This is a genomic window from Allobosea sp. BE125 (genome assembly GCF_031456075.1).
In the GTDB taxonomy this organism is placed as follows: domain Bacteria; phylum Pseudomonadota; class Alphaproteobacteria; order Rhizobiales; family Beijerinckiaceae; genus Allobosea.
The window spans coordinates 260,570-273,390 of record NZ_JAVDTY010000009.1 but is presented as its reverse complement, the minus strand read 5'-3'; the positions used below and the strand labels follow the sequence as shown (position 1 = coordinate 273,390).

11 protein-coding genes are annotated in these 12,821 nt (G+C 67.4%); 9 read left to right on the top strand and 2 right to left on the bottom strand.

Annotation, left to right across the window (positions count from 1 at the left end):
• Nucleotides 1-100 precede the first annotated feature (100 nt).
• Nucleotides 101-802 (bottom strand): SDR family oxidoreductase, encoded by a 702-nt coding sequence (locus J2Y55_RS20640; RefSeq protein ID WP_310157441.1) that lies wholly within the window; start codon nucleotides 800-802, stop codon nucleotides 101-103.
• Between the two features lie 139 nt (nucleotides 803-941).
• Here J2Y55_RS20640 and J2Y55_RS20635 point away from each other — a divergent pair, with 139 nt between their 5' ends.
• The 4 genes from J2Y55_RS20635 (at nucleotide 942) to J2Y55_RS20620 (ending at nucleotide 4,952) form a co-directional block, all read left to right on the top strand.
• Nucleotides 942-1,835 carry a LysR substrate-binding domain-containing protein gene (locus J2Y55_RS20635; protein ID WP_310157438.1) on the top strand — a complete coding sequence of 298 codons (894 nt, stop codon included), beginning with the start codon at nucleotides 942-944 and terminating at the stop codon, nucleotides 1,833-1,835.
• 109 nt (nucleotides 1,836-1,944) lie between these two features.
• Nucleotides 1,945-2,541, top strand: a complete 597-nt coding sequence (locus J2Y55_RS20630) for a hypothetical protein (protein WP_310157436.1) — start codon at nucleotides 1,945-1,947, stop codon at nucleotides 2,539-2,541.
• 6 nt (nucleotides 2,542-2,547) lie between these two features.
• Nucleotides 2,548-4,005, top strand: a complete 1,458-nt coding sequence (locus J2Y55_RS20625) for a hypothetical protein (protein ID WP_310157434.1) — start codon at nucleotides 2,548-2,550, stop codon at nucleotides 4,003-4,005.
• A gap of 182 nt (nucleotides 4,006-4,187) precedes the next feature.
• Entirely contained in the window at nucleotides 4,188-4,952 is a 765-nt protein-coding gene (locus J2Y55_RS20620; protein WP_310157431.1) for a hypothetical protein, read from the top strand.
• Nucleotides 4,953-4,971: 19 nt separating this feature from the next.
• On the opposite strand, the gene J2Y55_RS20615 is transcribed toward J2Y55_RS20620, so the two are convergent.
• Complete coding sequence (locus tag J2Y55_RS20615; RefSeq protein WP_310157429.1) at nucleotides 4,972-6,744, bottom strand: methyl-accepting chemotaxis protein; 1,773 nt, start codon at nucleotides 6,742-6,744, stop codon at nucleotides 4,972-4,974.
• A 200-nt stretch (nucleotides 6,745-6,944) separates the two neighbouring features.
• Here J2Y55_RS20615 and solA point away from each other — a divergent pair, with 200 nt between their 5' ends.
• The 5 genes from solA to J2Y55_RS20590 all read left to right on the top strand — a co-directional run bounded on the left by solA (nucleotide 6,945) and on the right by J2Y55_RS20590 (nucleotide 12,820).
• Nucleotides 6,945-8,099, top strand: coding sequence for an N-methyl-L-tryptophan oxidase (gene solA, locus J2Y55_RS20610; RefSeq protein ID WP_310157427.1), 1,155 nt, complete (start codon nucleotides 6,945-6,947; stop codon nucleotides 8,097-8,099).
• Nucleotides 8,100-8,126: 27 nt separating this feature from the next.
• Entirely contained in the window at nucleotides 8,127-9,029 is a 903-nt protein-coding gene (locus tag J2Y55_RS20605) for a DMT family transporter (protein ID WP_310157425.1), read from the top strand.
• Entirely contained in the window at nucleotides 9,026-10,213 is a 1,188-nt protein-coding gene (locus J2Y55_RS20600; protein ID WP_310157423.1) for a multidrug effflux MFS transporter, read from the top strand. The genes J2Y55_RS20605 and J2Y55_RS20600 overlap by 4 nt, the downstream gene beginning before the upstream one ends.
• Before the next feature lie 136 nt (nucleotides 10,214-10,349).
• Nucleotides 10,350-10,949, top strand: a complete 600-nt coding sequence (locus J2Y55_RS20595; protein ID WP_310157421.1) for a TRAP transporter small permease subunit — start codon at nucleotides 10,350-10,352, stop codon at nucleotides 10,947-10,949.
• Between the two features lie 206 nt (nucleotides 10,950-11,155).
• Nucleotides 11,156-12,820 (top strand): TRAP transporter large permease, encoded by a 1,665-nt coding sequence (locus tag J2Y55_RS20590; protein WP_310157515.1) that lies wholly within the window; start codon nucleotides 11,156-11,158, stop codon nucleotides 12,818-12,820.
• Nucleotide 12,821 lies beyond the last annotated feature (1 nt).

The window sequence follows — 12,821 nt, the reverse complement described above, 5'->3', positions numbered from 1 at the left end:
GACAAGCCGCGCCAGCGGCGCTGATCCGGAATGACGGCGCGTAGGTGGCCAGGACAGAGCCATTAAAGCCGGCGCTGACGCCACCCGCCCCGCCGGGCCGTCAGACCGAGCGGGTTATGCCGCCATCGACGCGGATGTTCTGCCCGGTGATGTAGCCGGCGTCGTCCGAGGCCAGGAAGGCGATCGTCCCGGCGATCTCCTCGGCCCGGCCATAACGCTGCAGGGGAACGCGCTGGCGGCGCTCATCCGTCGCTGGCAGGCTGTCGATCCAGCCGGGCAGCACATTGTTCATGCGGATATTGTCGGGCGCGTATTTCTCCGCAAAGATCTTGGTGAAGGAGGCAAGCCCTGCCCTGAACACCGCCGAGGTCGGGAACATCGCATCGGGCTCGAAGGCCCAGGCCGTCGAGATGTTGATGATCGAGCCCGAGCGCTGCGCCTGCATGATCGGCGTCACCAGCCGCGCCGGCCGCACGGCGCTGAGGAAATAGACCTCCATGCCGCGCTGCCAGTCTTCGTCGGGGATCTCCAGGATAGGCGCGCGCGGCCCGTGCCCGGCGCTATTGACCAGGACGTCGACCCGGCCCCAGCGCTCGAACACCGTATCGACCAGGCGCTTGACGTCGTCGTTCGACTGGTTCGAGCCGGTGATGCCGATGCCGCCGAGCTCCTTGGCCAGCGCCTCGCCCTTGCCCGATGAGGACAGGATCGCTACCGCAAAGCCGTCCTTGGCGAGACGCCGCGCGGCGCTTGCGCCCATGCCGCTGCCGCCGGCCGTGATGATCGCCACTTTCTTCGTCATAGCGCGCTCTTTGGTTGCTCTTGCCCTGCTTGATGCCACTTTTCATAAGGTTCGGCGCCGCCCTGAACCATCGATTTCCCGTGCAGGGACCCTGTAGCGCTGCTACACCCTCGCCATGTACCCTCGCGCCATGCAGCGAATGCCTCCCCTCGCGACCCTGCGCGCTTTCGACGCCGCCGCTCGCCATCTCAACTTCAGGCTCGCCGCCGAAGAGCTGAACGTGACGCATGGCGCCGTCGCGCAGCAGGTCCGGGCCCTGGAGGCCAGCCTCGGCGTTGTGCTGTTCGAGCGCGAGCCCAGAGGCCTGGCGCTGACGCCGACAGGGCGCTCCTTCCATCCGCAGATCCGCCGCGCCTTCGCCCTGATCGCCGGCGCGATGGCGGGAATCGAACCGAGGCAGGAGCATGAGCGGCGCGGCGTCACGGTGACGGTGACGCCCTCCTTCGCGGCCAGATGGCTGATTCCGCGGCTCGGCAGCTTTTCGGCGCTTGCTCCCGATGTCGAGGTGCGCGTGCTGGCATCGGAAGCGACGGAGCGGCTGGGCGGGCCGGGCCTGCCCGATCTCGCCGTGCGGCTCTCGGCGCCGCCCTTCGACCGCGCCTTCGAGGCCGAGCGGCTGCTCGCCGATGACCTGTTTCCCGTCTGTAGCCCGGCGCTCGCCGCAACGCTGGCGACCCCAGTCGATCTCCTGGGGACAACGCTCCTGCACGACGCCCATGACGCCTGGCCGCTCTGGCTGGAGCTGGCCAACGCCCAGGCGCCCCTCACGGCCGGCAAGCGCTTCAGCCAGACCGCGCTGGCCCTGGGGGCGGCGCTCGACGGCCAGGGCATCGCGCTCGCCCCCTTCGCCCTGGTCGCGGACGATATCGCGCAGCACCGGCTGATCGCCCCCTTCGGGACCGATATCCGCCTCGTTTCGGAGCGGGCTTTCTACCTGCTGACGCCGAAGCTGGCGCGGACACGCCCCGAGGTCGCACTGTTTCGCGCCTGGCTGCTTGACGAGAGCAAGCCGAGGTCGCAGCCTGGCGCGTGACGTTTTGGAGCGCGCCGGAACGCAAACCGAGACGCGGTCCAATTCGTTACAACTTGACCCGATAGCCGGTTGGGCTAACGTTTTGGCCCGTTCCGGTTGCAGGCGTTTCATGCTGAGTCGTGTCCATTCCCGGATCAAGGCGCTCCCACGCGCCGCGTTCCGCCTGGTGCAGGACACCTGCTTCGTGAGGCTCGTGCTGGCAGCGATCAGGCTGTGGCGCGATGTCCGTTTTCCCGCCTTGCTGCTGACCGGCGTCTTGGTTCTTTGCCTGGCCTTCGCCGGTTTCTCGGCGCGGGCGGTGTTTGCGGCCTTGCGGCCGGCAGCGACCACGGCGATCGGGCCTGGCATCGCGGCGGCCTTCGCCTTCCTCATCGTGCTGGAACTATGCGCCGCCAGCGCCTTGACTGCGCTGCAAGGGCTGCTGCGCCTGTCCTACGACACCGGCCGCCACCGGATCGGCGCGCTCTTGACGATGCTTGCGCTCATCGCCGCCGGCATCGCGATCCTGGCGCTTGCGGCGGTGGCTGCGGGCTCGGCCTCGCTGCCCGGTCACAGCCCGCTCTTCATCGCCACGCCGATCCTGATTCTGGCCGCGCTCTGGTTCGACAGGGCCTATCGCCGCCCGGCCTTTCCGCGCTTCCGCGATTTCCACGCCGACATCGTCGATGTCCGGGGCTATCTGGCGCGAGCCTCCCATGATGGTTGATCGCGCATGAGCGATGATCGCGGCAACGGCACAGGCGCGCCACCGATTACCGGCTATCACCTCGCCGAGACGGTGCAGGCCGGCCTGCGCGGCGCCGGCGACGCGCTCGCCAACAACCCGCCGGCTCATTCCGCCCTGCCCTCGCAGACCGAGCTCGGCCTGCTCGCCCGCGTCACCGAGCTGTTCAACGGCATCCGGCAGGAGGCGACGGCCAAGCTTGGCGCGCTCCATGCCGAAATCATCGGCAAGCGCGAAGCGCTGACGGCGGAGCGCTACGAGACCCGCATCAGGCGCATCGAATCTGGCATGCGGGCGCTGCTGAACAAGCATGGCGGCGAGCTCGAGCAGACGGTCTTCGACGCGCTGAAGGCCAAGCGCGAGTACGAGTACTTCAACTACGTCAATCAGCGCAGCAGCGACCCGAAGCTGGAGAAGTGGCAGTTCACGCTCGCCTTCCTGGTGGTGCCGCTGGCGATCGAGAGCCTGCTCAACGGCAATTTCTTCGCCGATGCCAGCGATTTCGGCTTGATCGGCGGGGCGGCGACCGCCGTGATCATCTCGGCGCTGAACATTTCGCTCGGCTTCGTCATGGGCCTGTGGCCGGCGCGCTATTGCCAGCACGTCAAGGCCTCGCACCTGTTCTGGGCGCTGCCGGCCTATGCAGGGATGATCGCGCTGATCGTGCTGTTCAACCTCGCCGTCGGACATTACCGCGAATTGCTGATCGCCAATCCCGACGCCGCCTCGCAGCAGGTGGTGCCGCATATGCTGGCCAACCCGCTCGGCGTCTACGAGCTGAAATCGATCGCGCTCGTGCTGATCGGCTGCCTGATCGCCTTCTTCTCCGCGGCAAAGGGCTATTCGGCCTTCGGCAGCTATCCCGGCCAGGCCTTCGCCTATAAGCGCTGGCGGCAGCGCTGGGAGGCGGTGGAGCGGGAGCGCCGCCGGATCGACAGCGAGCTCGCGCCCGAGCTCGAACAGATCCGCGGCCAGGTCGAGGGTTTTCGCGAGGATTGCCAGCGCGAGATCAGCCGGCTGCAGCTCGCCAAGGCCAGTGCCGACCAGATCCGCGACCATTACCTCACCCGCGTCGCGCAATTGCGCGCCGCCAAGGACGCCGCCGTGATGCAGTACCGCGAGGCCAATCTCAGGGTGCGCACCGATCTGCCGCCGGCCTATTTCTCGCAAGGCATCAACCTGCCCGAGATCGACCAGCCGGCGGAGCTCGTCGACCATTCCAGGCTGCGGGCGTTGATCGAGGATGTCGAGCGCCAGTTCGCCAACATGCCGGCCTTGATCGAAGCCAAGCTCAAGGACCAATTGGCGCTGGTGCGCGGGGTCGATCTCGCCGGCGAGATCGAGCGCCTGAAGACACGCGCGGTCGAGGCCGGGCGCGAGGCTTATGAGCGGGACGAGGCCAACCGCAAGGCGATCCATGCGGAATTTTCCGCGACGCCGCGCTGAGCTGAAGCATTGGTGATGTCCCACAGCCCTCATTCTGAGGAGCGCTCCGCAGGAGCGCGTCTCGAAGGATGCTCCAGGGGGCTCCCGAACCATCTGGAGCATCCTTCGAGACGCCGCTGCGCGGCTCCTCAGGATGAGGGCTCACATATCCAGACGGGTGCTGGGGCAGATTGCGACGAGGCATGAAAAGCGAACATTGGGCGATCACCGCCACCATCCTGGCCGGCCTCTCGCTGGCCGGTTTCTTCGCCGCCCCGAGGCTGCTCAGCGGACCGCCGCGCGATGCGGAGACGCTCTGCAGGAAGAGCGGACCGATCGGGCACACGCTGATCCTCGTCGACAAGACCGACCCCTGGAGCGACGTCCAGGCGGCGCGCCTGAAGAAGCTGGTCAAGGAGGTCGGCGAGGCGCTGCCGGCCGACCGGTTGATGTCGATCTATGTCTTCAAGGACGTGTTCGAGCCGAATTTCCCGCCGCTCCTGGCGCTGTGCAATCCGGGCCGCACGGTCAGCGAACTGATCGGCAATCCGCGCCGCGACTATGTCAGATGGGTCGAGAAATTCGGCCGCCCGCTCGACGAGGCGCTGACGATGCTGGCCCAGCCCGCCAAGGGCAACCTGTCGCCGATCGTCGAGGCGATCGGCGACGTGCTGGCGCGCCGCGAGAACCGCGTGCCAAGCGGAGACCGGGCGCTGCTGCTGGTCTCCGACATGCTGCAGAACTCGCCGCAATTCACCGTCTTCGGCAACAGCCCCGGCGCGCGCGATCCGGAGCGCCTGCGCCGGCTCGTCGGCAAGACCTGGACCGAGGCTGACGGCGCCTCATGGCGCCTGCAGGTGCACCAGGTCCAGGGCGTCTACGATGCCGCCCGGCTCGAACAGGCGAGCTCGCTCTGGCAGCAGGCCCTGCGGGCGCTCAACATCCCCTTCGCCTGGGACCGGCTTTAGCAAACGGCCTTAACCGCACTCACATGCGGTAGGCCATGCGCACGCCGCCCCAGTGGCGGCCATTGATGCGGAGCGGTGCATCGACCTCGCGCATCAGGTCGGTGACGCCGCCGCCCATGTCGCGCCGATAGGACTGCACCAGGAAGGGGCGCACCGAGCGCGCCGCCATGATGCCGGCCCGGTCGTCGAAGATGCGCCGGTTGCGGCTATGGGCGATGTTCCAGGCCAGGTCGCCCGGACGCTGCGGCTGCGCGAAGGCAGCGTTATGGACGGGGATATAGCCGTTGCGGTCGATCGGCAGGGCAAAGACCAGGCGGGGATCGCTCGCCAGGGTCTTCGCCAGCAGCGGCGGCAGGGTCTCCTCGAGCGTCGGCAAGGCGAGATTGGCGTATTGCGGCGGATCAGTCTCGGGCAGCAGCCGGTAGTCGATGTCGAAGAGCTCGTCCTCGCTCAGCCGGCGCGCCCGCAGCGCCTGCTGCATGACCTGCGCGATGCTGTCGGCAAAACTCTGCGCCGCCACGATCAAGGGCCGGTATGAGCGCTCGATCTCGCCAAGCAGCGCCCGCAACGCCGCATTCGCCTCGACCGCGCCCGGCTCGAAGGCGATATGCAGGCCGAGTTCGCTCGTCGCCATCAGGCGGCAGGCGAGCGGCGGAAGCCCATCGATCGTGATCGTGCCCCTGACGCCCAGCCGCGGCGCCTGGGCGACGCTCGCCAGCAGCGCGCCGCCGAAGCCGAGATCGATGGTCTGGCTGACGATGCGTTGCGCGCCGAGGCTGACCTCGGCGCGATGCTCGGCGGGGAAGCGGTCATATTGGCGGCGGTCCGCGAAGGCGGCGTGCCGCAAGGTCGGGATGAAGCGCCGCAGCATGTTGTCGGCCTGGCGCACGCCATCCGACAGGGAGCTGCGCGCCCGGGCGCTGTCGTCGGCGGCCGAGAGCGCGACGCGGTCGATCTCGTCGACACGGTGCAGCACGGTCTCGACGAAGCGCGCCGTCTCCCCGGCGCTGCGGGAGAGTTCGGCCGCAGCCGCAGCCTGCTCCTGCGCAGCCCCGCCGATGGAGGCGATCACCGGGTTGACGTCGCGCACCATGGTGAGCGCCTCGTTGACGATCGCGGCCGAGCCCTGCGCGGTCTGGGTGAGGTTGTCGACGCGCTGGCGGATATGGTCGACCGCCTCGCGCACCTCGACCGAGAGCGTCTTGACCTCCTGCGCCACGACGCCGAAGCCGCGCCCGGCCTCCCCGGCGCGCGCAGCCTCGATCGTCGCGTTGAGCGCGAGCAGATTGGTCTGCCTGGCGATCTCGGCGATGGAATCGACGATGCTGCGAATCTCGACCGTGGCGACGGCGAGCCCAGCCATCATCTCCGTCGCCTCGCCGGCCCGCGTGGCGGCGGCGTCGAGGCTGTCGCGGGCACTGATCATGGTCGCGCCGACATGCTCGGCCGCGTCCGAGACCTGCTGCGTCGCCGTCGCCAGCGACGTCGAATTGATGCTGGCGGTCAAGGTCGCGGCGCGCAAGGCCGCGATGCTGTCATGAATCTCGCGCGAGCGCCCCTCGGCATGGGCGGAGAACTGCTCGGCCTCGCCGAGACCGCCGGTCAGGCGGCGCATCGCCGCCACGACATCCTGTTCCAGCGTGCTGACGGCCTCGTGCAGCGCGCCGTCGTCATAGGTCCCCTCAAGCGAGACCTCGCTCGCAGGCACCGACAGCGCTTCGCCCATGGCCGAACCCTGCCCGGTCGCCACGTGGTTTCGACTGCCTAACCAGCGCCGAACCTTGCCGAGCATCAGCCAATCCTGGAGTGAAAAGAACGCAACCTTTTATCAACCGACATCGTTAACAAAGCTTCACCGGCGCGGACCGCAGACCCGCCTAGACCTTCTGGGCATGGACCCTGGGGAAAGCGGACGCTAAAGCTCGGCGCCCGCCTCGCCTGCCGCCAGAGCCCAGTCCTTGCCTGAGCCCAGTCCTTGCCCGAGTCCCTTGCATGACGAGCCATAGCTACGATGTCATCGTCGCCGGTGTCGGAGCCATGGGCTCGGCCGCCTGCTGGCACCTCGCCAAGCGCGGCCTCAAGGTGCTCGGCCTCGAGCGCTTCGACCTCGGCCACGCCATGGGCTCCTCGCACGGGCTCAATCGCATCATCCGCCTCGCCTATTTCGAAGGCTCGCATTACGTGCCGATCGTGCGGCGCGCCCATGAGTTGTGGCGCATCACCGGAGACGAGGCGGGGATGAAGCTCCTGCACGTCACCGGCTCGATCGATCTCGCGCCGGAGGGTGCAGGTCCCGAAGGCGTGGGCCCGGTCGAGTCCTCGCTGCAATCCTGTCTCGACCATGGGCTCGTCCATGAGCGGCTTGACGGCAGGGAGATCGCGCGGCGTTTCCCCGCCTTCCAACTGCCGGAGGGCCATGTCGGCCTGTGGCAACCCGATGGCGGCTTCGTCGCCTCGGAAAAGGCGATCTACGCCCATGTCGGCCTGGCGCAGTCGCGCGGTGCCGAGATCCGCACCGGCGAGCCGATGCTCGACTGGACCCCGACCGCGCAAGGCGGCGTCGTGGTGCGCACCGAGCGCGGCACCTACTCGGCCGGGCGATTGGTGATCACCTCGGGCGGCTGGATCGCAGACGCCGTGCCGGCGCTCGCCAGCAAGGTCTCGACCGTGCGCCAGGCGATCGGCTGGTTCACGACGCGCCGGCCGGAGCTGTTTCGCGAGGGCGCCTTTCCCGTCTTCATCCTCAGCGTCGAGGAAGGCGCGTTCTACGGCTTCCCGCTCTACGAGCATCCGGGCTTCAAGCTCGGCGGACCGCATTTCGGCCGGGAGCCGATGGATCCGCGCGACGACGACCGCACGCCCAGCCCGCGCCAGGTCGCGCTGATCCGCGAATGCCTGCGGCGCTACATCCCCGACGCCGCCGGCGACCCGCTGACCCTCAAGGGCTGCGTCTACACCGTCTCGCCCGACGAGGATTTCATCATCGATGCGGTGCCGGGTGTGCCCCAGGCCGTCTTCGCCTCCTGCTGCTCCGGCCACGGCTTCAAATTCGCCAGCGCGATCGGAGAGATCCTCGCCGATCTCTCCACCTCCGGCCAATCGGCCTTCGACCTCACGCCGTTCTCGCTCGACCGCCTCGCGGCCTGAGCGGAACCCGCGCAACGAAAGCCAGCCTTGGCCAGTGTAGCCACAAACCGCCGCGGCATCATCGCCATGCTGACGGCGATGTCGCTCTTCGTCTGCAATGACGCGCTGATGAAACTGGCGCGCGAGGCCTATCCCGCCGGCCAGGCGATCGCCTTGCGCACCGTCTTCGCGATGCTGGCGGGGCTCGCCTTGGTGTTTGCCTTCCGCGAGGGCGACAAGCTGATGCTGGCGCTGCGCCCCGTGGTGGTGCTGCGCGGCGTGATCGAGGCCAGCGTCGCCCTCTCCTTCGTCTGGGCGCTCGGCCGATTGCCGCTCGCCAACATCACCGCCATCGGCATGGCCTCGCCCCTGATCATCGTCGTGCTCGCCGTGCTGATGGGCATCGAGAAGGTCGGCTGGCGGCGGACGGCGGCCGTCACGGTCGGCTTCGTGGGCGTGCTGATCGTCGTCAGGCCGACGGCGGAAGGCTTCAGCCCGGCTGCGATCGTGGCCTTGCTCAGTGCCCTGCTCGTCGGCTTCCGCGACCTCCTGACCCGGAGGATCGACAAGGACGTGCCTTCGACCGTGGTCTCCTTCACGACGACGCTGATCGTCGGGGTCATCGCCCTGGGCTATGGCATCACTGAGGATTGGGAGCCGGTCTGGCGGCGCGAGACGGCCTATGTCGCGGTCGCGGCCGTGCTGGTCTCGACCGGCAGCTTCTTCATCATCAGCGCCTTCCGCGACGCCGATGTCGGCGTCATCTCGGGCTTCCGCTATTCAGTGGTGATCTTCGCCGTCATCATCGGCTATCTCGGCTGGGGCGAGATTCCAGACCCCCTCGCCTTCGCCGGCATCGCGCTCATCGTCGGCAGCGGGCTCTACACGATGCACCGGCAGCGGGTGCGCCCCGATTCCAATCTCAAGATCGCCAGCGGTCCGCCGGCATGAGCGCCACCGCCCTGCGCCCCAAGCCGACCCTGACCGTGCTGGTGGCGATCTCGACGCTGCAGCCGATCGCGCTCAACCTGCTCGCCCCCTCGACGCCGGCGCTCGCCCGGCATTTCACCGCGAGCTACGCCACGATCCAGCTCACGCTGACGCTGTTCCTCGTCGCGGTCGCGCTGATGCAGCTCGTCATCGGCCCGCTCTCGGACAGGTTCGGCCGGCGGCCTTGCGTCAATGCCGGCATCGCGCTGTTCCTGCTCGGCTCCGTGCTCGGCGCGCTCTCGCATTCGACGGACATGCTGCTGCTGGCGCGTGTGCTCGAAGGCGCGGGCTCGGGCTCGGTCTTCGCCCTGTCGCGCGCCATCATCCGCGACAGCGCCAGCCGCGACGAGGCGGCAAGCCAGATCGCCAGCGTCACCATGGTGATGGTGGTGGCGCCGATGCTCGCGCCCTATCTCGGCGGCCATATCGAGACCTGGTTCGGCTGGCGCATGATCTTCTGGTTCATGACGGCATTCGGGGCCGGCGTGCTGCTGCTGACGATAGCACGGCTGCCGGAGACCGCACCCAATCTCGGCCAGCGCAGCCCGCTGCTCGGCGTCTTCCGCGCCTTCCCGCTGCTGATCGGCGACCGCGGCTTCGTCGTCAATGTGGTCGCGCTGTCGATGACCTCGGCGTCCTTCTTCGGCTTCGTGGCCGCGGCCCCCTTCATCGTGGTCGAGACGATGGGGCATGGGCCCGACGCTTATGGCGCCTATTTCATCCTGAACGCCCTCGGCTACATGGCCGGCAATTTCGCGATGTCGCGCCTGGCCGTGAAGCTCGGCACGAAGCGCTTGATCCGGATCGGATTGATCATCTCCTTTGCGGCCATGTGCGTGGCGCTGGCGCTCTCGCTGAGCCCGGTCTGGACGCCGCTCGCCTTGTTCCTGCCGCTGTCCTTCAACGCAGCGGGCAACGGGCTGACGATCCCCGGCGCGACAGCCGAGGCGCTCTCGGCCAGGCCCGAACTGGCGGGCTCGGCGGCGGGGCTGATGGGCGCGATCCAGCTCGGTTCGAGCGCGCTTGTGACCATTCTGATCAGCTGGCTCGTTACACTTTGGCCGCAGGCGCTCGTCGTGATGATGTGGCTGATGATGGCGGCTGGGTTATTTGCATTGCGTTTCAACAGGATCGCGCGCGATTGATGCGAATGATCCTTTGGTGGGAAACCCCGCCGACTGCGCCGCACAATCTTGTACTGCCCTACACCTTGATATAACAGCGCTGCATACCCGCCAGAAGCGGGACACAGGCGGGACGCTTCGCTTCGGGAGGATGGACGTGGAAGGACTACTCAAGGTCAGCCGCGCGATCGACACGATCAACGGCCAGATCGGCAGGAAAATCGCTTGGCTGATCCTGCTCGCCGTCATCGTCGCGACGGTCAACGCGATTATCCGCAAACTCTTCAACGTCTCGTCCAATGCCTGGCTCGAACTGCAATGGATGCTGTTTGGCGCGGTCTTCCTGCTCTGCGCCTCCTGGACGCTGCAGGTGAAGGAGCATATCCGCATCGACATCGTGAACAGCCAGTTGCCCAAGAGCTGGCAGCGCTGGATCGACCTGATCGGCCACACGCTCTTCCTGATGCCGTTCTGCGTGCTGATGGTCTACCATTCCTGGCCCTTCTTCACCCGCTCCTATGTGATCGGCGAGCAGTCGCTCTCGGCCGGCGGCCTGCCGCAATGGCCGGCCAAGGGTCTGCTGTTCATCGGCTTCCTGATGCTCGCCTTCCAGGGCATCTCCGAGATCATCAAGCAGATCGCGATCATGCGCGGACATCTCGAAGACGATGAGACGCTGCGCGGCCATGCCGCCGCGGCCGAAGCCGAAGCCCAGCGCCTGCTCGACCAGGCCAAGGCTCAAGGGATCGCTTCGTGAAGAACCTTGGCTTCGTGAAGAGCCTCGGCTTCGTGAACAACGCTGGCCGCGCAGATACCTCCAGAGACGTCCGGACCCCTTCCATGACCGCATCCCGCCTCGCGCGCGGCGCCGGCCTTCTGGTCGCGCTCACCGTCACCGCCTTCTTCAGCCTCCATACCGGTGACGCCCATGCGGCCGGCCTCGGCGATTTCCTGCGCGTCAACATGGCGCCCGTGATGTTCGTGGCGCTCGTGCTGTTCCTGCTGCTCGGCTACCCCGTCGCCTTCGCGCTCGCCGCCAACGGCCTGTTCTTCGCCATCATCGGCATCGAGCTCGGGCTGTTCCAGGAGAACTTCCTGCAGGCGCTGCCGGAACGCATCTACGGCACGATGAACAACGACGTGCTGCTGGCGATCCCGTTCTTCACCTTCATGGGGCTGGTGCTGGAACGCTCCGGCATGGCGGAAGACCTGCTCGACACGATCGGCCAATTGTTTGGACCGATCCGCGGCGGCCTCGCCTATGCGGTCATCTTCGTCGGCGCGCTATTGGCGGCCACCACCGGCGTGGTCGCGGCCTCCGTCATCTCGATGGGGTTGATTTCGCTGCCGATCATGCTGCGTTACGGCTATGACCGCCGCCTCGCCTCCGGCGTCATCGCGGCCTCGGGCACGCTGGCGCAGATCATCCCGCCCTCGCTCGTGCTGATCGTGCTCGCCGACCAGCTCGGCCGTTCGGTCGGCGACATGTATGAGGGCGCCTTCATTCCCGGCCTCGTGCTCGCCGGGCTCTATGCCGGCTACGTCTTCCTGGTGACGATCGTCTATCCCGATCGCGCCCCCGGCCTGCCGCCGGAAGCGCAGACCCTGCGCGACGCCGACGGCCAGACGCGGCGGCGCTCGCTCTTGGTGGTGACGATCCTCTCCTTCGGCATCGGCATCGCCTATATGAAGTACTTCACCGCGGTCGGCGCCGGCGCCGACTTCGTGGTGCTGACCATGTCGATTGCGGTCGGCGTGTCCTTCGTGATCGCGCTCGCCAACAAATGGCTGGGCCTGGGCCTGCTCTCGCGCATGACCGAGCAGGTCGTGTTCGTGATGGTGCCGCCGCTGGCGCTGATCTTCCTGGTGCTCGGCACGATCTTCATCGGCCTCGCGACCCCGACAGAAGGTGGCGCGATGGGCGCGGCCGGCGCGATCCTGCTCGCCTTCGGCAAGCGGCGCATGACCTTCGACCTGCTCAAGCAGGCAACCGAATCGACCGCCAAGCTCTCGGCCTTCGTGCTGTTCATCCTGGTCGGCGCACGCGTGTTCTCGCTGACCTTCTACGGCGTCAACGGCCATGTCTGGGTCGAGCATCTGCTCGTCTCGCTGCCGGGCGGCCAGACCGGCTTCCTGATCTTCACCAACGTGCTGGTCTTCCTGCTCGCCTTCTTCCTCGACTTCTTCGAACTCGCCTTCATCATCGTGCCGCTGCTGGGACCCGCCGCGGACAAGCTCGGCATCGACCTGATCTGGTTCGGCGTCATCCTGGGCGTCAACATGCAGACCTCGTTCATGCACCCGCCCTTCGGCTTCGCGCTGTTCTTCCTGCGCTCGGTGGCGCCGAAGAACCCCTATCGCGACAAGGTGACCTCCAAGATGATGGAGCCGGTCACGACCGCGCAGATCTATTGGGGCGCCGTGCCCTTCGTGGTGATCCAGTGCATCATGGTCGCGCTGGTGGTGATCTTCCCGAGCATGGTGATGCACTACAAGGCATCGGCCGTGCAGCTCGACCAGAAGTCGATCGACAAGCAGTTCGACTCGATCCAGATCCCGGGCCTCGGCGGCTCCGGCGGCCTTCCGGGGCTCGACCTCAACGCCCCGCCGAAGCTCAACCTGAACTGAG

Excerpts from the sequence above, each read along its gene's own strand:
- J2Y55_RS20635 (WP_310157438.1), top strand. The coding sequence starts at position 942 with ATGCCTCCCCTCGCGACCCTGCGCGCTTTCGACGCCGCCGCTCGCCAT.
- J2Y55_RS20620 (WP_310157431.1), top strand. The coding sequence starts at position 4,188 with ATGAAAAGCGAACATTGGGCGATCACCGCCACCATCCTGGCCGGCCTC.
- J2Y55_RS20625 (WP_310157434.1), top strand. The coding sequence starts at position 2,548 with ATGAGCGATGATCGCGGCAACGGCACAGGCGCGCCACCGATTACCGGC.
- J2Y55_RS20640 (WP_310157441.1), bottom strand. The coding sequence starts at position 802 with ATGACGAAGAAAGTGGCGATCATCACGGCCGGCGGCAGCGGCATGGGC.
- J2Y55_RS20630 (WP_310157436.1), top strand. The coding sequence starts at position 1,945 with ATGCTGAGTCGTGTCCATTCCCGGATCAAGGCGCTCCCACGCGCCGCG.
- J2Y55_RS20615 (WP_310157429.1), bottom strand. The coding sequence starts at position 6,744 with ATGCTCGGCAAGGTTCGGCGCTGGTTAGGCAGTCGAAACCACGTGGCG.
- solA (WP_310157427.1), top strand. The coding sequence starts at position 6,945 with ATGACGAGCCATAGCTACGATGTCATCGTCGCCGGTGTCGGAGCCATG.
- J2Y55_RS20590 (WP_310157515.1), top strand. The coding sequence starts at position 11,156 with ATGGCGCCCGTGATGTTCGTGGCGCTCGTGCTGTTCCTGCTGCTCGGC.
- J2Y55_RS20600 (WP_310157423.1), top strand. The coding sequence starts at position 9,026 with ATGAGCGCCACCGCCCTGCGCCCCAAGCCGACCCTGACCGTGCTGGTG.